General features: G+C 69.0%; 20 protein-coding genes. 8 read left to right on the top strand and 12 right to left on the bottom strand.

Annotated features, from left to right (window positions below):
- The first annotated feature begins 86 nt into the window (after window positions 1-86).
- Together RY94_RS04425 and RY94_RS04420 are read left to right on the top strand one after the other, a co-directional pair.
- Window positions 87-1382 carry a DUF2254 domain-containing protein gene (locus RY94_RS04425; RefSeq protein WP_052273929.1) on the top strand — a complete coding sequence of 432 codons (1296 nt, stop codon included), beginning with the start codon at window positions 87-89 and terminating at the stop codon, window positions 1380-1382.
- A gap of 126 nt (window positions 1383-1508) precedes the next feature.
- Window positions 1509-2357 carry an HpcH/HpaI aldolase/citrate lyase family protein gene (locus RY94_RS04420; RefSeq protein ID WP_043442188.1) on the top strand — a complete coding sequence of 283 codons (849 nt, stop codon included), beginning with the start codon at window positions 1509-1511 and terminating at the stop codon, window positions 2355-2357.
- 162 nt (window positions 2358-2519) lie between these two features.
- Here the strand turns inward: RY94_RS04420 and RY94_RS04415 are convergent, their stop codons facing one another.
- The 9 genes from RY94_RS04415 to RY94_RS04380 form a co-directional block, all read right to left on the bottom strand.
- Window positions 2520-2801 (bottom strand): hypothetical protein, encoded by a 282-nt coding sequence (locus RY94_RS04415; protein WP_156135016.1) that lies wholly within the window; start codon window positions 2799-2801, stop codon window positions 2520-2522.
- A 256-nt stretch (window positions 2802-3057) separates the two neighbouring features.
- Window positions 3058-3219: a hypothetical protein gene (locus tag RY94_RS17670; protein WP_156135015.1), complete on the bottom strand. Its 162-nt coding sequence runs from the start codon at window positions 3217-3219 to the stop codon at window positions 3058-3060.
- Window positions 3220-3332: 113 nt separating this feature from the next.
- Window positions 3333-3728 carry a hypothetical protein gene (locus tag RY94_RS17665; protein WP_156135014.1) on the bottom strand — a complete coding sequence of 132 codons (396 nt, stop codon included), beginning with the start codon at window positions 3726-3728 and terminating at the stop codon, window positions 3333-3335.
- A 150-nt stretch (window positions 3729-3878) separates the two neighbouring features.
- The gene (locus RY94_RS04405) at window positions 3879-4400 is read right to left on the bottom strand and encodes a hypothetical protein (RefSeq protein ID WP_043442179.1); all 522 of its coding nucleotides are present in this window, start codon (window positions 4398-4400) and stop codon (window positions 3879-3881) included.
- An 89-nt stretch (window positions 4401-4489) separates the two neighbouring features.
- Window positions 4490-6487 carry an alpha/beta hydrolase gene (locus RY94_RS04400; protein ID WP_197060590.1) on the bottom strand — a complete coding sequence of 666 codons (1998 nt, stop codon included), beginning with the start codon at window positions 6485-6487 and terminating at the stop codon, window positions 4490-4492.
- Between the two features lie 74 nt (window positions 6488-6561).
- A complete protein-coding gene (locus RY94_RS04395; protein ID WP_043442175.1) occupies window positions 6562-6822 on the bottom strand; it encodes a hypothetical protein in 261 nt (86 codons plus the stop codon).
- Between the two features lie 27 nt (window positions 6823-6849).
- Complete coding sequence (locus RY94_RS04390) at window positions 6850-8697, bottom strand: hypothetical protein (protein ID WP_043442173.1); 1848 nt, start codon at window positions 8695-8697, stop codon at window positions 6850-6852.
- Between the two features lie 22 nt (window positions 8698-8719).
- Window positions 8720-10615: an RDD family protein gene (locus RY94_RS04385; RefSeq protein WP_043442172.1), complete on the bottom strand. Its 1896-nt coding sequence runs from the start codon at window positions 10613-10615 to the stop codon at window positions 8720-8722.
- Between the two features lie 52 nt (window positions 10616-10667).
- Complete coding sequence (locus RY94_RS04380; RefSeq protein WP_052273928.1) at window positions 10668-10949, bottom strand: WXG100 family type VII secretion target; 282 nt, start codon at window positions 10947-10949, stop codon at window positions 10668-10670.
- A 115-nt stretch (window positions 10950-11064) separates the two neighbouring features.
- Here RY94_RS04380 and RY94_RS04375 point away from each other — a divergent pair, with 115 nt between their 5' ends.
- The 5 genes from RY94_RS04375 (at window position 11065) to RY94_RS04355 (ending at window position 18532) form a co-directional block, all read left to right on the top strand.
- Window positions 11065-15411, top strand: a complete 4347-nt coding sequence (locus tag RY94_RS04375) for an FtsK/SpoIIIE domain-containing protein (RefSeq protein ID WP_043442170.1) — start codon at window positions 11065-11067, stop codon at window positions 15409-15411.
- 152 nt (window positions 15412-15563) lie between these two features.
- Entirely contained in the window at window positions 15564-16382 is an 819-nt protein-coding gene (locus tag RY94_RS04370; protein ID WP_043442168.1) for a DUF4397 domain-containing protein, read from the top strand.
- A gap of 77 nt (window positions 16383-16459) precedes the next feature.
- Window positions 16460-17149, top strand: coding sequence for a class F sortase (locus RY94_RS17135; RefSeq protein ID WP_043442165.1), 690 nt, complete (start codon window positions 16460-16462; stop codon window positions 17147-17149).
- Between the two features lie 74 nt (window positions 17150-17223).
- A complete protein-coding gene (locus tag RY94_RS04360; RefSeq protein WP_043442162.1) occupies window positions 17224-17787 on the top strand; it encodes an RNA polymerase sigma factor in 564 nt (187 codons plus the stop codon).
- Entirely contained in the window at window positions 17774-18532 is a 759-nt protein-coding gene (locus RY94_RS04355; protein ID WP_043442160.1) for an anti-sigma factor domain-containing protein, read from the top strand. Before RY94_RS04360 ends, RY94_RS04355 begins: the two co-directional genes overlap by 14 nt.
- Before the next feature lie 15 nt (window positions 18533-18547).
- Here RY94_RS04355 and RY94_RS04350 read toward each other — a convergent pair whose 3' ends face one another.
- The 3 genes from RY94_RS04350 to RY94_RS04340 form a co-directional block, all read right to left on the bottom strand.
- Window positions 18548-18778 carry a zinc-ribbon domain-containing protein gene (locus RY94_RS04350; RefSeq protein ID WP_043442158.1) on the bottom strand — a complete coding sequence of 77 codons (231 nt, stop codon included), beginning with the start codon at window positions 18776-18778 and terminating at the stop codon, window positions 18548-18550.
- Window positions 18779-18884: 106 nt separating this feature from the next.
- Entirely contained in the window at window positions 18885-19514 is a 630-nt protein-coding gene (locus RY94_RS04345) for a flavin reductase family protein (RefSeq protein WP_043442156.1), read from the bottom strand.
- Between the two features lie 6 nt (window positions 19515-19520).
- Window positions 19521-20360: an SDR family oxidoreductase gene (locus RY94_RS04340; protein WP_043442154.1), complete on the bottom strand. Its 840-nt coding sequence runs from the start codon at window positions 20358-20360 to the stop codon at window positions 19521-19523.
- A 103-nt stretch (window positions 20361-20463) separates the two neighbouring features.
- Between RY94_RS04340 and RY94_RS04335 the strand changes: the two genes are divergently transcribed.
- Window positions 20464-21267: an SGNH/GDSL hydrolase family protein gene (locus RY94_RS04335; protein ID WP_043442153.1), complete on the top strand. Its 804-nt coding sequence runs from the start codon at window positions 20464-20466 to the stop codon at window positions 21265-21267.
- Window positions 21268-21618: the final 351 nt, after the last annotated feature.

Here is a 21618-nt window from a genome sequence, read left to right as displayed (position 1 = left end):
GGACCGAAGAAGAAGAGTCCTTGCACCAGGACCGCGGAGCGAGCAGGGTTGGCGGGATGCACTCGATGGTTCAGAAGTAGTTGGTCATGAGACGATTCCGCCTCGAACACTGGCTCAAGACGAGCCTGTGGGTGGTGCCGGTGCTGTTCATCCTCGGGGGCATCGCTCTGTCACTGATCACCACGTCGATCGATGACGGAGGCATGATCCCCGAGAGTGTCACCGGTGACACCACGGCGGCGATGCAGATCCTCTATCTCATCGCCTTCGCGATGCTGACCCTGACCGGGCTGGTGCTCTCGCTGCTGGTGCTGGTCGTTCAGCTCGCGATGGGCAGCTTCTCACCGCGCATCGTCCGGCAGATCCTGCAGGACCGCCCCAGCCAGGTGGCCCTCGGCCTGTTCGCCGGTACGTTCAGCCACGCCCTGCTGTCGATGCGGGCGATCAAGACGACTCCCGACGGCGGGACCGTCCCCGGCCTTGCCGTCCTCATCGCCATCGTGCTGGTCCTCACGTGCATCGCGACACTCGTCTGGTACCTGAACCACATCGGTCAGTCCCTGCGCGCCGCCGCGCTGGTCGGCTGGGTGGCCCGCGACACGATGAGGACCCTCGACCGCGTCTACCCGGGATCGGGGACGACGGCGGACCCTGATCCCGGGTTCGTCTCGTCGCCGAACGGCGGGGTCATCTTCACCATCGCCCACGACCGCCTGACCCTCCTGGCCACCAAAGCGGACTGTCAGTTCGAACTGCTGTGGGCGGTGGGGGACTTCGTGCCGACCGGTGCCTCGCTCGTGCGCGTCATCGGGGATCCGTCCAGCGTGTCCCACCGCGCCGTGAGCAGGGCCATCGTCACCGGCCCCGAACGGACCATGAACCAGGACGTGGCCTACGGCATGAGGATGCTGGTGGACATCGCCGAGCACTCGCTGTCATCGGGACCCCTCGATGATCCCACCACCGCCGTGCAGTCCATCGACCGCATTCACGACATCCTGCGCCAGATCGCCCAGCGACCGCTGCACGACGGCCGGTACGAGGACAGGGACGGGACGCTGAGGCTCACCGTGCCGACCATGCACTGGGACGGTTACGTGCGTATCGCGTTCGACGAGATCCGGCAGGCCGGGGCGGGCTCACCCCAGGTCATCAGGCGCCTGCGGGCAGCACTGGAGGACCTGCTGACCGTCGCCCTGCCCGAGCGGCGGGCGGCGCTCGAGCGGCAGCTGACCCTGCTGACCCAGGCCGCCGCCGCTGCGGCGGTCAGCGACGCGGACCGGAGGGCGATGCTGGTAGCTGACCCGTCCGGAATCGGATCGGCGGACGAACTCACCATGTCGCACCCCACGCGTGACGCGCAGGGGTCCGCTGCGCGGTGAGCGAGAGCCTCCACGGGAGGTTCCCGCGCGCAGCGCCGGCCCGTCCGCACGGTTTTGGTCGTAGTGTTCACGCCATGCCGTGACGTTCGTTGGATAACACGGAGCGATCCTCAGTAGTGTTTGAGCATGGCCACCTTCCTCAGAAACAGCCGCGCCGCCGCGCTTCCCGCCAAGCTCTCACGATCCTGGCTGCTGGCCTCCGCGGCGTCCGAGGACACCTTCATCCCCGCCCTCACCTCCGAGGCCGATTCCGTGGTGTTCGACATGGAGGACGCCGTCCCCGCGCCCGGCAAGGCCGAAGCCCGTGAGCGCGTGGTCGAGGCCCTGTCCACCGGCATGACGGCGTGGGTGCGGGTCAACGGCATCGAGACGGAGTACTGGGCCGACGACCTGGCCGCCCTGTCCAAGGCGCCAGGCCTGCGTGGCGTCATGCTGGCGATGACGGAGAAGCCCGAACAGGTCACCCACACGGCCATGCGCCTGCAGGCGGGTACGCCCGTTCTTGCGCTCATCGAATCGGCGCTCGGCATCGAGAACGCGACGGCGATCGCCAGCGCTCCCGGCACGTTCCGGCTCGCGTTCGGCGTCGGCGATTTCCGGCGCGACACAGGAGCCTCCGACGACCCGATGGCGCTCGCCTATGCGCGGTCGAAGCTCGTGGTCGCCTCCCGCGTGGGGCAACTGCCCGGGCCGATCGACGGTCCCACCGTCGGTGCGCTCGGGGACGAGCTGCTCGAGGCCTGCAAGGTCACGGCCTCCATGGGGATGACGGGCAAGCTGTGCCTGCTGACCGATGCGACCGACACCATCAACCGCGGGCTGTCGCCCAGCGAGTCCGAGATCAGCTGGGCTGCCGAGCTCCTCCGCGAGCACGCCGCCGGAGCCGTGGTGGGCGACGGCTCCTACCTGCCGCGTCTGGCGCGAGCGCAGAAGATCTCCTCCCTCGCGGACTCCTACGGCCTCTGGAACGCCTAGCTCCAGGTCACGCCGGTCCGTGAGCGACGACGCCGTGCGTCCTCGCATGTCCGCTGCAGCGCGGCACCTCGGGCGCGCCTTCGTCCCTCTCGCCTTTACCCGGCACGCCCATCTCCATCGTCGCGATGTGCGATGAGCTGGGTGATCCGGGCAGGGTCCTGGTCACTCCACAAACCAGAGGTTCGCGAAGTTCACCACGGTGAAGATGGAGACAAGGAGACCAAGCACCAGTGCCGTGTAGTGCACGACGCCCCGGTGAACGTATCGGCGCCGCGTAAGGATGACGGTCAGGAGGTAGGCGAGCGTGAAGACCGTCGTCCCGAAGAGCAGCAGGACGAGGACGGCCACGTACGCCATCCCATCCGCCGTCCCGGACAGGAGATGCACCCGGCCCGAATCGTGCAGCCAGCCCAGACCGAGTACGGCGAGTAAGGCCAGGATCATCAGGAACAACACCCACATGAGCGCCGCGACGGGCCCTGGTGGTGACTTCCTCGTGGCGGTCGCAGGCCGAGCACTCCCATGGTCGGCGGGTTGTACTGGCGGGGTCGGATTGTTCATGTGCGGCTTTCTGTTGAAGGAGGGTTCCTTCTCGGTGTGCACGGCATCCCAAAAGATGCCCGATCTGATCCCCTGGATCCGCGGGACGAGATCGTGGCGTCATTGTCCATCTCCGTCGTGCGGCCACATCCGAGGGTGATCACTGCGGGGGTGGGGAGTAGGTGGCGTCCATGGTGCCCACGATCGCGGGGTAGAAGTCATCGAACACCACGGGTCCATCCTCATCGCTCAGGGGGCGCAGGGATGTGCCCTCATCGATCTCGCTGGTGGTCGAGGCGCATCCCGTGAGGCTCAGGAACATCGCAAGCAGCGCAGCTGAAGGAGTAAGCGATCGATTGCGCGGCCGTGATGGTAGTGCGCGCGTCATCGGGTTGCTCATGTGCGTCCTCGAACTGGCCGCGGAGAGATGCCACCTCACGAACGAAGGAGTCCTGTCGCACCGACCACCTGATACATCAGGATGAGGAGACCGAGCACCAGCGTCGTGTAGTGCACGAAGCCCCGGTGGGCATACCGGCGACGCGTGACGATGACGGTCAGGAGGTAGACGAGCGTGAAGATCACCGTACCGAGGAGCAGCAAGGCGAAGATGATGAAGCCTGTCATCCCCTCCGCTTCCGCTGACAGGACGTTCGCCCACCCCGAATCCTCAATCGTGAACAGGCCATATTGTGCGAGCGGGGCGAGTACAGCCAGGAAGGACACCCACTTGAGTGCCGTGATGGATGGTGGCGGTGACTTCTTGGTGGCAGTCACCGGCCGACCCGCCTCTTGGTCGGCGGGGTGAACTGGCGGGGTGAGATCGTTCATGCGCTGCTTCCTGTCAGGGAGGACCGTTCTCGGTGCGGACGTTATCGCAGGAGGCGCCCACCCTGATCTCCTGAAACCGTAAGCCGAGACCGTGGCGCACCTGTCCGTCTCCGTCCTGCCGATTGAATTCACCGGGCCGATCATCGACGGTCACTGCGGGGGTGGGGAGTAGTCGGGGTCGTAGTCCTCGTTGAAGGCATGCAAACACGGAGACTTGGCTTCTACGTCTTCGCCTCCGGCGCCAGCGGTGTACTGGATGAAGGTGCCCTCGGAAGTGGTGGTGGCAATGGCCTTCATGTTTCCGCCGGCGCCACCCGACGATTTCGGTTCCCAGCCCTGCGATTCCCAGTACGCGGCGACCCTGGCCAGAGGCTCGTCATAGTCCGTGTACCCCTGATCCGAACCGTACGTCGACACGAACAAGCCGATGCGTCTGGCGTCCAGTTCCCTGTGGATGGACACGGAGCATCGAGATCCCGGCATGAAGTCCTGGAGGGTGTCGCCGCCGTCGGGGAATGGTCCACCGGCTTCCGTGGTGAATCCGGTCTTCCCGGTTGCATCGATGGTGCCGATGATCGCGGCGTAGAAATCATCGAAGACCACGGTTTTGTCCTCCTCGCTCACGGGCTGTAGTGATTTGCTCTCGTCGGTGCCGTTGCTGGCGTCAGTCATGGCGCATCCTGTGAGGCTCAGGCAACACGCAAGTAGTGCTGCGAATGGTGTAAGCGATCGATTGCGAGGCCGTGAAGGTAGTTCTCGGGTCATCGGTCTGTTCCGTTGCTCAATTGGTTCCACTCTTCATCGGAATAGTCGTACGCTTCTCTGATTTGTGCCGGGGTGACAGGGTGCTCGCGCGGAACCGAATACGAATCACCTCTGTAAGTCGTCTTCCAGTCCACTATGGTCGGTGCCAGATGCCCCATCGACTCGCCGTGGCCGGTGCTCGTCAGGGCAGCGTAGTACAGGCTTGACGTGCCGCTCGACAGATACCCCTGGACCCTGGAGTCGTCATCCCCGTACAGGTCGTGCGCATCGGTATCCCCGTAGTACCTGCCGAACGTGTCGTAACCCCCGCCGGCGGAGAACTCGGTGGAACCATCGATGTCATCAGGAATTTCCCGCCCGCTGCCGAAAACGCCCATTCCGGCGATTTTGTCGCTGCTGGCCTGGGTATAGAAAATATTCGGATTACCGGCGGCGTCGGTTTCGACCGCGAGATCGGATTCTTCATTCGCCTGATCGACGGACCCGTCCGTAACTCCCGCAGACGCCAGCAGGCTCACGGTGTCGGCTTTGGTCTCCATGACCCGCAGTGCCTCACCGGTAGTGGTGGTGCCATAGGAGTGAGCGACCAGGTTCAGGGTCGCGCCAGGGTTCCGGGTGACGTTCACGCCGTCTGCCATAGCGGCCAACTTCACCCCACCCGCCCGGGCCAGGTCATTGCTCAACACGGAATCGGTGTCCCAGAGAAGAATCCCGGTATCCTCGACCGACGGCGGGGTCCCGTATCCCATCCACGCGATCACTGCATGCTGATCCGTCTTGCCACCCGACTGCCCGTAGACACGGCCCTGCTGCCGGTGCAAGTTTTCCGCGCCGTCGGTCAGATTGCCCATGCTGCTGGCGACGTCATTGTTCATGCCGGGGATGACGACGGTTACCGCGGCAGCGGTGTCGATGTTCCCGATTGCAACGGCTGCGAGGACGTCGTCACGTGGGTTCGTGTCGGTGTCGTGCTTGTCCCGCTGGCGGTAGCCGGAAAGGTCAAGGCTCACGATGTGACGTTCCGCTGATCCGGCACCCGGGCGGCGTGCTGCGTCATCCAGGCTTTTCAGCGCAGTCTTGACGTGCTCCGGTGTGGTCGGAGCCGCCAGGGCGTTGGCAAGGAGGATGCGGTTCGCTTCGTCGCGTGCGCCGTACGTGACGCCCTCCGTGTTGCCGATCATGCCGGGCGCGAACTGGATCAGCGCCGCTTGCTGATCCAGGCTGAGAGCGGCCCACCAGTTCTTAGCCGCCGCCGTGTTGGCGATCGTGTCAGCGGAGACCGGGACGGGGTAGCTCACGAGAGCGGGGTGCATCAAGAAGAAGGTCGATAGCTGGGCTGGAGTCATCAGGGACAGGTTGTCGAGAAGCTCCTTGTACTCCGCGGTGCCGTACTGGGCGCTGTGGAACGACGCTTCGAGGACGCTGAGGTCCACGTCGGAATTGGTGATGGCCTGCGCCGCCGCCGAGGCCGAGGAATACATCGTGACATCCAGCGCATCGAGATCCCTGAAGATGGTAGTGGTATTCATCGCTGCCGCCTTGTCCCTGTACTCCACCCGGAGTTGGTCGACGAATTGTTGCTGCTCAGCGATGACTTCGGCGGCGGCGGCGGCGGCGTCCCTGTGGCCGTCGACCCACAGCATCCCGTCGAGCTCCAGCCCGATCATCGGGTCCCAGGAGGAATCGCGGGCAGCCTCCTCCTCCAGCGCGGTGATGCTCGCCCGAGCGGATTCGAGGTCCTCCTGGGCCGTCCGCGCGCGACTCAGCGCTGCTTCGGACTGCACCTGGAGTCCGTCCAGGGTGTTGCGCCACGAGTGGAAGGTCTCAGCGGCAGTATCGAACTGCTCCGCGAGCCGAGAGGCGAAGATCTGGGTGCCGGCGAGCATCGCCCGCAGATTCTCGATACGGTTCCCGGATCCTTCGACCGGCAGATGGCTGCCCAACTTGTGCGCCTGGTCGTTCAACTCGTCGCGCCGCGAGAGCAGGAAGCGCACCAACTGACGCCATGCCGCTGGGTTTCCCGGCGCAGGGTCGCCCCCGGTCAACGGGAACCAGTCGGTGGGCCGCATCAGTTCGCCCCGTCCGCGTGCTTGAAGCCGTCATAGGCGGCCTGCGCCCCGGCCCGACCGTGACCGCACGAATCGGCGCCTGCCCGCAGCAGTGCCATCGCCGCGGCTGCTGCCGCGGGTGCGGCGTCCGCCGCCACCGGATCCTCACTGTCCACGCTGGGTACAGCCTGCCCGGCGGCGTCCGACAGCACCCTCTCCACCTCCGTGAACGCGTCGATCACCGTCTGCAGTACTCCGTAATCGATCTCGACATCAGCCACGCGAATCCCCCATCATCTTCCTGACCGCTACCTTTTCCGAGCCGACTGCACCACGACGAGGCCAACGCAGAGTCCGATCAGGACGACGGCCCCGAACAGGACGAAGGGCCACACAGGCCGATCCTCGCTCGCCGCCACCGCCGACGGACCGTCCTCACCGGCCAGGGCCGTATCCTCGGACGCCTCGCCACTCGCGGACGTCTCCCCGCTTTCCGCCTCCACGCCGCTCTTGAGCGCCTTGCCGCCCAACTCCCGGAGGACTGACGATTTCAGCTCCTCGTTCTTCCCCGACTCCAGCAGCGGATCGTCGGCCCGGACCGCCGTTGTCTGCAGCCACGCGGGGTTCTGCTGCAGTGGCAGCTGCCGCGCAGCCGGCGCGCTGGGTCGCTCCCTCGGGACCGCGCGCTCAGGCGCCTGTTCCGCAGGGACCCGCTCGAGCGACACTGGTGGGGCGACCGGCGCAGCAGGTGTGACCGGTTCGGGCCCGTCGGGTGTCGCATCCGGGTCTCCAGGCGGATTTGTGGGGCTGCCGGAGCCCACGGCGGGCAGCACGGCGAACGGCGCGCGGGCCAGGACCCGACCGCGGACGGACTCCGGCAGACCGTCACCGGTGGGGGCGAGGGCCTCGATGTAGTAGACGCCGACGGGCGTGTCGGGCTGCACGGTCAGAGACGCGGCCGAGAACACGCCGTCCTTCACCTCCGCTGTCCCGGTGGCGACGGCCCCCGATGCACTGCCATAACCCACCAGTCGCACCTCGAGCGGATATCCCTTGAAGTGGGGCGCGAACGCAGCGCCGGAGACCTCGACGGTTGCTCCGGCGCCCGCCGTGGACGTCAGCGTCTCCGGGCGGAGGGAGGCCCGCTCGGCACCGAGGAGGGTGAGGCGATCGGTGACGACGACGTCCGTCGTCGTGTCCTGCGCGGCGACCAGCAGGCTCTCGGGGGCCGCGTAGGGGCTCGTGCCGACGAAGGCGGTGAACTCACCCTTCTCATCCGTTTCAACTGCCAGTGAACGCGTGGTGTCGTCGATGGCTTGTTCGTCGATCGAGCTCGAGAAGAACACGTCCTCGCGCTGTTCCGCCGTCCCCTCCGCGGTGGGCCCGTACACCAGGACCCGCGTCGTGGGTGCGAATCCCGATCCGGTCAGCTGCACCATCTTCCCGGCCTCCACCGCCGGAGACGCGAGTTCGATGCCGGGCGAGTAGGTCTCCGAGCCGATGACGAAGACCAAGTCCGAATCCGCCTCGACGGCGTTGCCGTCCCTGTCGAGCACAGGCTCGCCGTCCTGGTCGAGGAGGCGCACGCGGACCACGTACGTTCCCCAGTCCCAGTCGGCAGGGATGTCGCACGTCACCGCGACGTGTCCTTCGGTCTTCGCCGCGGTGGCATCGCACGGCGAGGGATCCGGACCGCCGTCGGCCGGTGCCGTCCGCACCACGTCCGCAGCGATCGAGAAGCCCTCAGGGACTGTCTTCGCCGTGGCATGGACTGCTCGCCCAGGGCGGACGGACCGCTCGCGGGTCTCGACGTCCAGCGGCGGCAGTTCGACGGGCTCTGCAGTCTCCGTCGGCTCCGCGGAGGGCTGCGAAGGGGTGGCGGTAGTCGTCGGGAGTGGGTCCGGCGGCTGCGTCCCGAGCACTGGACCTGGAAGGCCCTGGAGGGGGCCGTCCCCGTCCTGCTCCCCGCCGCTCGGGGGAGCAGTCGCTGCGTCGGTGGCAGTGTCAGTGGCCATGTCGGTCGCCGTCGCCGTCGGGCCGGGGTCCGGACCGGGAGCGGTGGTCGCCCACGCTGCCGGTCCCACGGCGCCGAGCGCTGCCGCGAGGACCAGGGCACCGGCCATGAGGGCCGTGCGGCGGTAGGGGGAGTTGCTCACCGGGTGTAATCTCCTTCGATCTCTAGCGATCGTCCTGACGTGCCGAGTACTTCTCGACCGTCGCCCTGCTGGTCTTCACTACTGCGCCGGATTCGTCCACGATCAGCGGCACCACCCCGGAAATGGCCCACGCGTTCGAGTCCGTCGCGTACGTGTTGCCCTGCGGCCCCTGCCCGAGGACGCCGGCGCCCACCACCGTGGTGGCGTCGACGCCCTGCGCCGCAAGATCGACGACGGCGCGGCCCGAGCCCACCTCGAAGGCGAAGCCCGCGTACGAGGCCCAGGTGCCATCCCCTCCCCACAACCACGACGGCGCGCTGTCGGTGCGCTCGAACGTCGTGGTGATGAAGGACTTGAGCGTCCCGGTGTCCGCCGCGTACGTGGCGACCGTCACCGGGGTGGAGGGGCTGGAGCTGTCGGGGAACGGCGACCACACCGCGGCGATGGTGTTGTGACCCACCGCGACCGTGCGGCCGAAGGAGACATTGCCCGTCGGCGCCTGCAGGGGATAGGAGGTCACCTCGCTGCCGTCCGCTCCGGTGACCGTGACCTCCCCGCCGGCGTTCGTGCTCACCAGCGTCTCCCCGGTCAGTGCGCCGGGCACGAATCCCTGTGGCACGGTCATGGCGGCGAAGCCCGACGGCCCGAACCGCCAGGCGGCGTAGTTGCCGTCGTCGTCGGGTGCCGAGACGAACAGCAGTTCGGCGCCGGCGGCATAGGGCGTGGCCCCCGCGGGGATCTCCGCGGAGAACGCCTCGCTGCCGCGCTCGGGGGACCAGCCGTAGGCCGTGTCGCCCACGGACCAGAACAGGCTCGGGGCGCCGTCGTACTGGGTCTCCGCCGCGACATCCACGCTGGAGGTCAGCGGCAGCGTGGCCGCCACGGTGCCGGTGAGGGCGTCGAACGCCGTCAGGGTGCGGTTGTCCAGGGTGTAGATGTGTGCCCGGGTGGCCACGGTAGTGGCCGACGCCGGGACCGGGATGGTCCAGTCCGCCGTCGTGGCGTAGTCCGGGAAGCCGGTACCCGAGTAGCCGGCCACCGGGAGTGCGTCCCCGAGGGTGGCCGCCAGGACCTCCCGCTCGTCGGTGGGCCTGGGCGGAGCCGGCTGCAGCAGGTGGCCGGTGGCGACGAGCGCACCGAGCAGGCCCACGATGGAGGTCGTGGTGATGAGCGCCCGTGCTGCGAGCGCCCAGCGCAGCCTTGTGGTCTCCGACCTGCGGCGCTCTGCGGTTGAGTCGGGAGTGGTCCTCGGCGCGGCGTCTGCCGCGGGGTGTGGCACGGCGTCGGGCCCCGCGGTGTCCCGATGGGCGGGGGACCAGGCCGGTGCGGGCAGGGGGGAGACGGACACCGTGGCGGCCTCGTCGTCGGCGATCCACTCCTCGGGGTACAGCGGGAATGTCTCCTCGGCAGGCCTCAGGGGGTCCGGGCCGTGCCGGACATCGATGACGCGGGAGCCGTCCAGCCGGTGCGGCCAGACCGTCCAGTCCTCGACGCCGCCGCCGCGGCCGGCAGTGCGGCGGACGGCGGCGATGATGGGGGCGATGCCCAGCCCGAGGACGCCCAGCAGGTAGGAGAACCCGCGGGACAGGGCATCGGAGTAGTCCGTGGTGGTGAGGTCCTCCGCCCGCAGCACCCGGATGCCGGCCAGGCGCTTGCCGAGGGTCTGGCCGGTGCCCGCGTTCTGCGCGGCGTAGACGAACAGCACCAGCACCGCCACGAGCAGGATCGCCGCCAGCGTCATCCAGCCGAACAGGGGACGCGGGGAGAAGGAGTGCGCGACCGTCCACCAGGCCGCCGCGGCCGCGGGCACGACGACGAGCGCCGCGTCGATCCCGTAGGCCAGGGATCTGCGTGCGGTGGAGGCCGCCTCGGCCGGGCGGTCGGTCAGGGGAGCAGGCTGCTCCGTCTGCGCTGACACAGAAAGCTGGTGCGGCAATGGTGCCGCACCAGCCTCGAGTGTGCGGGAAGCGTCAGACGGCGCCGTCAGCAGTCTTGAAGCGGTCAATGGAGTTTCTCAGATCCGACTGGAAGGCGTGGAGAGCAGGAATGAGGTTGCGGGCCTGGTGATCGAAGTCCTGGTAACTCGTCCCGAACTTGCCGCTCGCCACTTCGGTCGAGAAACCGCCCGAGGGCGAGGTGAGATTGGTGATCCGGCTCAGAAGTGTTGCCAATGATGATTCGAAGTCACTGGCGGCGGCCTGGAGGGCGGACGCCTCGTTTTCCATAGCGGCGTAATCGATCTGAATGGCCATGAATCCATGCTCCTATGGTGTTGGATTGATCGAGGCCCCGTTCTGGAATTGAGACCCGCGGTCGAGACTATACGATGAGCATACATTTTCATTAAAACGGGGGCTACGCGAGGTTATGCGGCAATTCATCACGGTGGTCTCCAGTGCCACGGACGCCACGGACGTCCTCGTGGACGCGGACCCGGCTCTTCCCGCCCGCGACGTCCTCGCGGCGATCAGGACCTCGCTCTCCGATCCCTCGACCGCGGATTCCCCCCTGACGCCGCTGGATTCGAGCGATGTTCCCTGGGGTGCGACCGGCGTGGGCGACGGCACCGTCCTCCGGGTCGCGGACCTGCCGTCCGACGCCTCCGCAACGCGGTCTCCGGAGGGGAGTCCTCCCGGCTCGGGCAATGCCGTGCTGGTCAAGCAGGTGTCCGGACCGGGCGCCGGCACCATCTACCGGCTGGCGGACGGCAAGGCCGCCGTCGGCTCCGACCCGCGCAACGCCCTGCACGTGGATGACCCGTCGGTCCCCCTGATCGCCGCGCTGATCGATGTGGGTGCGGGGGGTTCCGTCGTCGTGCAGCACACGAGCGCCTCCGCCCTGGTGACCCTCGACGGACGGCAGTTGACGGCGCGCACTGCCTGGACCGCGGGAAGCACGCTGCGCGTCAAGGACCGCGCCTTCGAAGTGGAATCCTCGGAACAGACGCGCGCGTCGTTGAAACCCTCGGACATTCCCGGCGCCATCGATTTCAACCGGCCTCCCCGCCTCTTCCCACCGGACCGTCCGAGGGAATTCCGCCTGCCGACCCCGCCGGAGGCGGGAAGCAAGAATTCATTGCCGATGCTGGCCATGGTGGCGCCCTTGATTCTGGCGGTAGCACTGGCGGTGGTGTTCCAGCGGCCGTATTTCCTCATCTTCGGTCTGATGTCGCCCGTGATGATGCTGGGTAATCACTTCAATTCGCGCCGCAACGGCAAAGTGACCTATCGCGAGCGGAAAGCGAAGTACCGGGCCACGAAGGCGACCATCGAGAGGGACGCACAGGACGCCGTCATCGCCTTCGCCCGGGAACGGCGCCTCCTCAGCCCCGACCCCGCGACGGCAGGCCTGATGGCGACGCTGCCGTCGCCGCGGCTCTGGGAACGGCGCCGGTCCGATCCCATGCACCTCTCCGTCCGGGTGGGAGTCGCCGAGGTCCCCTCGGACGTCACGATCGACAACCCGGAGGAGGTGGATCACCGGCGCCGGCAGAACATCACGGCATCCGACGTCCCCGTGACGGTCTCCTTCGCCCAATACGGCGTGGTGGGCATCTGCGGCCCCGACGACGCGGTGCACCGCAGCAGCGCGTGGATGGTGGCTCAGCTGGCAGTGACGCAGAGCCCCCGCGACGTGTCGATCGTGGTGCTCACCGACGCCGCCCGGGAGAAGGAGTGGGCCTGGACCCGGTGGCTGCCCCACGTCGCGGGAACCGAGGCCGTCGCGATGATCGGCAATGACACCCGGAGCATCGGACAGCGGCTCAACGAGCTCACCCGGCTGATCGAGCAGCGGCTGGAGGAGAACCGGGACAAGAAGAGGGACCCTGCATCCTTCCCCGCCGTCGTGGTCGTCCTGGACGGCGTCCGCCGCCTCCGGCAGTGGCCCGGGGCCTCCCGCGTGCTCGCTGACGGTCCCGGTGTGGGCGTCTACTCGTTGTGCATCGACTCCGAGGAGCGGCTGCTGCCCGAGGAGTCACGCGCCATCGTGGTGGCCGGCACCGACTCGTGGGTGCTGGGCCGCGACCGTGAGGCGAGCACCACGGACATGATCCCCGACCTGCCCGGGTGGAACTGGTTCGAGTGGGTGGCCCGCGCGCTGACGCCCATCCGTGATGCCAGTGACGAAGGGGACTCCTCCCTCCCCGCGGTCTCGAGGTTCCTGGACGTGGTGGGGATGCAGGACCCGGACCCCCAGGGCGTACTGCTCGGCTGGAACAGCTCCCGACGGTCCACCTCCGTGGTGCTCGGGGAGTCCTTCGACGGCCCCCTGACCATCGACCTCCGCCGGGACGGACCGCACGCGCTCATCGCCGGCACCACCGGCGCGGGCAAGTCGGAACTGCTCCAGACCTTCATCGCCTCCCTCGCGCTGGTGAACCGTCCGGACGAGATGTCCTTCGTCCTGATCGACTACAAGGGCAACGCGGCCTTCAGGGACTTCGCCGACCTGCCGCACACGGCCGGGATCGTGACCGATCTCGACGGGCACCTGGTGGAGCGGGCCATGGAATCGCTGGCGGCGGAACTGCGTCGCCGTGAACGGTTGCTCGGCACGGTCGGCGCGAAGGACATCGAGGACTTCACCGCCGCACGCGAGCGCGGTGAGACGGACGCCCTGATGCCGCGCCTGGTCCTGGTGATCGACGAATTCGCCGCGTTGAAGGCCGAACTGCCGGACTTCGTCTCCGGGATCGTCGGCATCGCCCAGCGGGGACGCTCCCTCGGCATCCACCTCGTCATGGCCACGCAGCGCCCGGCCGGCGCCATCACCGCCGACATCCTGGCCAACACCAACCTGCGCATCGCCCTGCGCATGGCTGATGACGCGGAGAGCCGCGACGTCATCGGCACCTCCGATGCGGCGGACATCGCCACCTCGACGCCGGGACGCGCCTTCGTCCGGTCCGGTGCGAGCCCACTGCTGCCCTTCCAGTCCGCGAGGATCGGCGGACCCCGGCCGTCCGCCGCCGCCAGCCACCTCGAGCCGCCCCTGGTGACGACGGTGCCGTGGGAGGGGATCGGCCGACCGGTGGGCGTCCGGAAGAAGGCGGGCGACGACGCCGGCTCGCCGGTCACCGACCTGCGCGTCCTGGTCGCGGCGATGCGGGAGGCGACCGAGCTCGGCCGGATCGAGCGGCAGCCCAGCCCCTGGCTTCCGGCGCTGCCCGGTACCGTCGTCCTGCCCGACCTTCCCGACCCCAGCGGGAACCTGTCCGAGGTGCCCTTCGGACTGCAGGACCTCCCGTCCCTCCAGGACCAGCAGGCCTTCACCATCGACTTCGAGGACTTCTCACACCTGTTCGTCGTGGGCTCACCCCGCAGCGGCCGCACCCAGACGCTGCGGACACTCGCCGGGTCGATCGCCCAGCGGACCTCACCCAATGACGTCCATCTCTACGGGGTGGACTTCGGCAACGGCGGCCTCGGCGTGCTCGCCGAGCTGCCGCACACCGGCGCCGTGGTCACGCGGACGCAGACCGGCCTGCTCGAGCGCTTCATCAGCAGGATGGGGCGGGAGGTCACCGAGCGGCGTTCGGTCCTGGCGGCGTCGGGCTTCGCATCCGTCGCCGAGCAGCGCAAGCACGCCCCGGCGGCCGAGCGCATCCCCCACATCGTGATCCTCTTCGACCAGTGGGAAGGCTTCGCTCACGGCATCGGGGACGCGGGACAGAGCACCTCGGGGCAGGCCGTGCTCGAGCTCCTCCGTGAGGGAGCCTCGGCCGGCGTCCACCTCGTCATCACGGGCGACCGCACGCTCCTGTCCTCGCGGACCGGTTCGCTGGTGGACAACAAGCTCATGCTCCGCCTCGCCGACCGCTCCGACTACGCGATCGCAGGGCTGAACCCGCGCGAGATGCCGGAGCGCATCCCGGACGGCCGGGCCTTCGCCACCGGGAGCGGCAGGGAGGTGCAGGTAGCACTCCTGGCCGCGGATCCCGGGAGCCAGGCCCAGGCGACAGCACTCGCAGGCATCGCGGAACGTGCACGGCAACGCCATGACGCCGAGCCGCAGTGGCATGCGCCGATCCGGTTCCAGGACCTACCCGGACGGCTCACCCTCCCCGAACTGGCGCAGTACGGCGTGAGCTCGGGCTCCCGCACGCCGATCCTCGGCGTCGGCGGCGAGGATGTGCGCCCCGTCCAGCTGGACCTTGATGCCATCCCCACGTTCGTCGTCGGCGGCCCGCCGCGTTCGGGGAAGTCGACGGCGCTCGCGGCCCTCGCGGCAGGGCTCCTCGAGGCGGGGGCCGCCGTGGCGGTGCTGACGCCGCTGCGGTCACCGCTCCGTGCGCTGGCAGGTCATCCCCACCTGGTGCAGTCGCTGGCCGCGGAAGAGATCACCGCGGATGCCGTGACGGCGCTGCTGCGGCACGAGGACCTGGTGCTGATCGTCGACGATGCCTCCGCCATCGCGGATTTCAAGGTCACTGACGCACTCAAGGGCGCGGGTTCCGCGCTGAACACCGGCAGGCTCCGCATCATCGCGGCGGACGGCACCGACGAGCTGGACCGCGTAGGTGCCCTCAGCTGGATGCACGAACTGGTCAAGCGGCGTCACGGAGCGGTCCTCCAACCTGCCGGCATCTACGACGGTCGGTGCATCGGGCTCCCCCTGACGCAGCAGATCCTCGCCCAGCCCCGGCCGGTGGGCCGTGCCCTGGTCAATCACGGTGACGGGCGGATCGTCGCGGTGCAGGTGCCGCTGGTATGACGCCTCCCGCCGATCGGGGGCGCCCCCGATCGGCGGCAGACGACGTCCGGGAAAAGTTTTTCGTGCTCCGTGCATCCATATCGCCCCGCACGCGGGTAGTACCGGATGTCAGCGAAAAAGCCCCGTGACCGGGGCCACACCAAGGAGTAGCCATGCAACGAAGCCTGTACGCCATTGGAGCCGTAGCAGCCCTGGGAGCAGCGTCCATCGCCGCCCCGGCAACCGCCGCCGAGGCGCCGGCCGATGCGTCCCTGTCCGTCCTCCACGGCGTCCCGGACCTCACCGTGGACGTCTATGTCAACGGCGCCCTCACGCTGGACGACTTCACGCCGGGCACGCTGGCCGGTCCGCTCGCCCTGCCGGCGGGGAACTACCAGCTGGCCATCACGGCGTCCGACGCCGCCGACGCCAGCGCGCCGGTGATCGGCCCCGTCGACGTGACGCTCGAGGCCGGCGGGAACTACACCGCGACGGCGAATCTCGACGCCGCGGGGCAGCCGACGGCGAACTTCTACACCAATGACGTCTCGACCATCGAGGCCGGCAAGACACGGCTGACGGTCCGCCACGTCGCGGCCGCACCTGCCGTCGACGTCCTGGCCGGAGGTGCGCCGATCGTCCAGAACCTGAGCAATCCGGCTGAGGCCTCGCTGACCACGGATCCCGGCACGGTGTCGGCGACCGTCGCGGCCACGGGTACCACCGACCCGGTGATCGGCCCTGCCGATCTGAACCTCCCCGAGGGCACCTCGACGATCGTCTACGCCTGGGGCAGCCTCGAGGCCGGGAACCTCGCCCTCGCCACGCAGTCGATCGAGGGGCTCCACTCCTCGCCCGGCGCCGTCCCCGGAGGCCAGTCCGGCCTCGCCGCGCAGGACGACAACGGAGCGGCCGTCGGAATCGGCGCGTTCCTCCTGGTCCTGCTGGGCGGAGCGGCAGCCGTCGCCCGCCGTCGGACCGCGCGGGTCTGATGCCAGCAGTGCCGGGCGGGAAGGTGCTCCACCCCTCCCCGCCCGGCACGCCACCCTTCGCAGGAGAGTCCCAGACAGTGCATTCCAGACGAACTGCCCTGGCCGCGGCGGCCTTCGCCTCCATCCTCCTCGTGGGATGTGCGCAGGCCGACGATCCGCTGGCGGACCCGGCACCGGCCATCACGGCGCCCGTCCCCACCCGGCCGGCACCGACGGACGACGGGGACGCGCCCGATGCCGTGCCGACGCCGGACGCCGCCGCGCCCCCGACGGTGACGGCCGATGTGCCCCTCCAGAAGGCGGACGGGGCACTCCAGCCACGGGACCCGGCCCCGGTCTCGCTCGTCGTCGCCGGCACCGACATCTCCGTGGAGGTCGTGGACGTCGGTATCGAGGAGAACGACGCCATGGAGATCCCCGACAGCTTCTACGAAGCGGGGTGGTACCGGTACGGCCCGGCGCCAGGCGCGGAGGCCGGTAATGCGGTGATCGCCGCGCACGTGGACAGCCTCACGGAGGTGATGCCCTTCGCCCAGCTGAAGGACGTGGCGATCGGGACCACCGTCACGGTGGGTCTGGAGGACGGCCGGTCCCTGACCTACGCGGTCTCGGATGTGCGCAACGTCCCGAAGGCCACGCTGAACGGGTCGGAGATCTTCAAGCGCGACGGCGACCACGAGCTCAAGATCATCACCTGCGGGGGTGAATGGCTGGCCGAGGAAGGAGACTATGAGGATAATGTAGTGCTCACAGCCTTACCGCTCTGAGTCCGACGGGTAAGAGCCAAGGATCGCAGGACGCCGCACCGGTGCGGCAACGGCCCCGGCTTGAGGAGTGACACGTGGCATCTCCGGGCCCTGACTGGACGAAGCAGCTCGACCTGGATTTCTCTGCAGGGGACGAGCGCGCGATGACTGCTGCGTACGAGACGTTCTCACCCCTGGTCTACACGATCGCCCTGCGGTCGGTGAGGGACCGTGCGGCCGCCGCCGACATCACCCAGGATGTCTTCGTCAGGGCGTGGCGCTCCCGGGACCGCTTCGATCCCGAGTCGGGCGTGGTGCCGGCCTGGATCATGGGGATCTGCCGGAACGTCATCCTCGACTCGCTGTCGGCCCGGAGCCGGCAGGAGCATCTGGTGGTCCGGGCCGGCGTCGCCCCGGAATACGGTGCCACCCTCGATCACGGTGTGGACACCATCACCGACCGCGTGGTCCTGGGATCGGAGCTCGAACGGCTCGGGGAGCCCCAGGGGTCCATCCTCAGGCTGGCCTTCTACGAAGACCTCACACATCAACAGATCTCGGCGCGGATGAATCTTCCCCTGGGAACCGTCAAGAGCCACATCCGAAGGAGTCTCGTGCACCTACGCAATCGATTGGGGGAGTGGAATGCAGCATCTTGACCCCGACGCGGCCGGTCTCGCCGCGCTGGGTGAACCACTCGAGTCCTGGTCGCAGGAGCACCTGGGACAGTGCGGTACCTGTTCCGCCGAGGTGGACGGGCTGCGGAGCGTCGTCGCCACCGCGAAGGCCGACGGGTCGGTAGTGGTCCTGGAGCGGCCGGACCCAGCGGTCTGGGAGGCGATCAAGGGCGAACTCGGCCTGCCCGCGGACCTGCAGGCGGACAGCGCGGAAGCCCGCGCCGAGCCGTCGGCCAACGTGCGGAGCCTGTCCGCGGTCAGGGACCGGCCGGGACGCGGCCGGCGCCAGATCTCCACCCGATGGCTGGCGGTCGCCGCCGGCGTCGGCATCCTCGTGGGTGGAGGAGCGCTCTGGGGGTGGGAGACCCTGCGCTCGGGCGGCAGCAGTGTGGTGCTGGCCCAGGCCGAGTTGGACCCCCTGCCCGGCTTCTCGGGCTCGGGAGAGGCAACGATCTCCCGCGCCGACAACGGTACCCGGAGCCTCGACGTCGACCTCACGGGGGCGACGCCGGAGGGGTTCCGGCAGGTGTGGCTGATCGCCCCCGACCTGCAGGAGATGTACAGCGTCGGTCTGATGGAGGCGGACCACGGCAGTTTCGCGGTCCCTGCCGATATCGATCTGGCGCGGTATCCCATCGTGGATGTCTCCGACGAGCCCTTCGACGGGGATCCCACCCATTCCAGCGTCAGCATGGTCCGGGGCACCATCGGGGCCGTCGGCGGCTGAGGTCCGCAGCCTCGGTCAGTGCGCCATGGTGCGCTGTCCCGCACCGTCGATGCGCGAGGTGCCGCCGCAGTTCGTGCACGCCTGCAGGCGTGTCTTCTTCACGGTGAGGAGCGGGATGAAGAACACGGAGATCTTCGTCCTGCGCTGGATCACCTGCTGCGGTGCGAACCTCCCGCAGTAGCGGCAGGAAGCGGAATGGGTGGACTGGAGGTGCTCACGTGTGGTGAGGCCGAAGAGGAAGAACATCCCTTCACGGTAAGGGCGTGCGGAGGAAGAAGAAAGCTCCCTTAGTATCCCCTCGTCCGGCGCCCCGCGTGGTACTCAGCGGCGGCCGGTGACGGACCTGCCCGTATCAGGGGGCGGGGTGCGCCCCGCGGTAGTGCCCGGGCCAGTCCCCGACGGGAATGCGCGGGATCGTCCGGATGGTCCCCGCCGTCCCCCACTCGTTCTTCCCCAGCCTCGAGAGCGGCCGGAGTGCGGCGATGGAGGGGAGCTCGCCGTCGAGCACGTCCTCGGAGACCACCGCGTGCAGCACCTCGCCGAAGACGAGGGTGCAGTCGCCCATGTCCTGGATCAGGTGGAGGCGGCACTCGAGGGCCACGGGTGACTCCCGGACGCGCGGGGGCCGCACCGTGGTGCTCGGCTCCCGGGTGAGGCCGGCGGCATCGAACTCGCTGACCTCCGGCGGGAAGGCAGTGCCGGTGGCATTGACGGCCTCGAACAGGTCCTCCGGGGTGAAGCTCACCACGAACTCGCCCGTGGCCTCGATGTTGCGCACGGAGTCCTTGCGCCCCACGGACGTGAACTGGACGATCGGCGGGTTGACGGAGGCGATCGTGAAGAAGGAGTGCGGCGCGAGGTTGTCCACGCCGTCCGGCGATGTGGACGAGACCCAGGCGATGGGGCGCGGCACGACGACGGAGGTCAGGAACCTGTAGAACGCGCGGCTGTTCGCGGGGTCCGGGACGACGTCCTTGCGCATCCGGGCCTAGCCCTGCGCCGAGAGGAGGTCGCGGAGGCTGAGCGGGCGCTGTCCGGTGAGGTGTTCGACGTCGGGGGACACCTCGGCCATCTCGCCGCGGGCGATGGCCGTGTACGTGCTCACCCAGGCCTCGACCTGCCAGCGGGGGGCGCCGTGGTGGGCGCGGGAGGCCATCGCGTCGTCGTACGTCTGGTCCTCGAACCGCACGGTCGCGGGGGTGAGCTCCGTCAGGAGCGCGGCAGCCCCGGCCAGGGTGAAGGCCTCCGGGCCGGTCAGCCGGTACGCCTTCCCCTCATGGTCCGCGGGCGCTCGCAGCACTGCGGCGGCGGACCGTGCGACGTCGGACTGCGCGACGGCGGAGAGTCGGCCGTCCCCGGCCGGACCGCGGATGACGCCGTCCTCCGCGAGGGCGGGCACGACGTCGAGGTAGAGGTTGTCGCGGAGGAACGTCCAGGCCATGCCCGAGCGTCGCAGGTACTCCTCCGTGGCCCAGTGGTCGCGGCCGAGCAGGAACGTGGCGTCGGGGGCGGCGCCGAGGAACGAGGTGTAGACGACGTGCCGCACGCCTGCCGCCTTCGCCGCGTCGATGAAGGTGCGGTGGGTCGCCACGCGGTCGGCCTCCTCCGCGGCGGAGACCATGAACAGGACATCGACGCCCGCGAGCGCCGCGACGGACGCGTCGGCGTCGTCGTAGGTGCACTGCCGGATGACGGCGTCGGGGAGGCGGTCCGCCCGGTCCGGTGATCTGACCGGGAGGATGAGCGGCACCCCCTCGGCGGCGAGGTCCCGGGCGACACGTCCGCCCACGGTGCCGGTCGAGCCTGTGACTGCGATGCGCTGTTCCATGCCCGGAACAGCCGCCGCGGGGCCGGAAATATTTCCTCCCGCTTCACCGTCCGTTCGCCGCCCGATGGTCCGCGGGTCGCCGGGCGTGATTAGGCTCCTTCGAATGGCTGGACGGTTCGTGGCGATCGGGGATTCCTTCACCGAGGGGGTCGGTGACTGGAACACCTCCTTCCCCAACGGGGTGCGGGGCTGGGCGGACCGCGTGGCCAAGCAGCTGGGGCGCCAGGATCCCGCCTGGGAGTACGCGAACCTGGCGATCCGCAGCAAGCGGCTGCATCATGTGCGGGACGAACAGGTGGACCGCGCGCTGGCCCTCCAGCCGACCCTCGTGAGCCTCTACGCCGGCGGCAACGACATCCTCGAGCTGCGCACCGACATGGTGGCCCTCATGCGGGAGTACGAGTCCGTGGTGGCGCGCATCGCCGCGTCGGGTGCCCGCCCGCTCCTGTTCACCGGGTTCGACATCCCCCTGAGCCCCGTCTTCGAGCCGATGAAGCGCCGCAACTGGCTCTACAACGACCACGTGCGGCGGATCGCGCGCACGTACGACGCCGTCCTGGTGGACTACTGGTGCTTCGACGAGTACTCGGATCCGGGACTGTGGGACGCCGACCGCCTGCACATGTCGCCCGCCGGGCACCGGAACCTCGCGGCGCACGTGCTGCGGGTCCTCGGCGTGGACCATTCCCTCACCCCGCGCCTGCCCGAGCGGGAGGGGTATGCGGGGCTGGTGGCGGGGCTGCGCCGAGAGTCGGCCTGGCTCGGGGAGTGGGTGGTGCCCATGTTCGGGCGGCGCCTGCGGAAGGTCACGCTCGGCGACGACCTGCAGCCGCGGTGGCCGGAGCCCGTCCGCCCGGCCGACGGCCTGAAGCGCCTGGCGCGCGCCCGGCGGACGGCCGTGGGCTAGGGAGGGTGCCCCGCCGTCCCGAGGCGATGCAAGGTGGCCGACCGGTGGCGACTAGACTCGGCGCCTATGGATCACATGCGCAGGCTCCGCACCCCGATCGTCTGGCTGCTCGTCGCCGCCCTGGTCCTCAGCATCGGTGCGGGTTTCTTCTCCGTCATCTTCCAGCGATGACTCCTCGGCCGGGAGCCCTGCCCGGCCGGCATCCCCTGTAGCCCTCGAGGCCGCTTTCCGCCAGCGCGGACCGGCCCTGGCGTCCGACTTGTCGGCGGCGTCCCCGCGCCCCTAAGGTCGTAAGTAGGCTTAGCTTCACCGGCTGGCCGACCTTCGCTCCCGCGTCCGTCGCGGCGCAGG

This window comes from Arthrobacter sp. L77 (assembly GCF_000816565.1).
Taxonomy (GTDB): Bacteria; Actinomycetota; Actinomycetes; order Actinomycetales; family Micrococcaceae; genus Arthrobacter_D; species Arthrobacter_D antioxidans.
The sequence above is the reverse complement of the archived record's forward strand: the minus strand, read 5'-3'. Positions and strand labels throughout refer to the sequence as shown.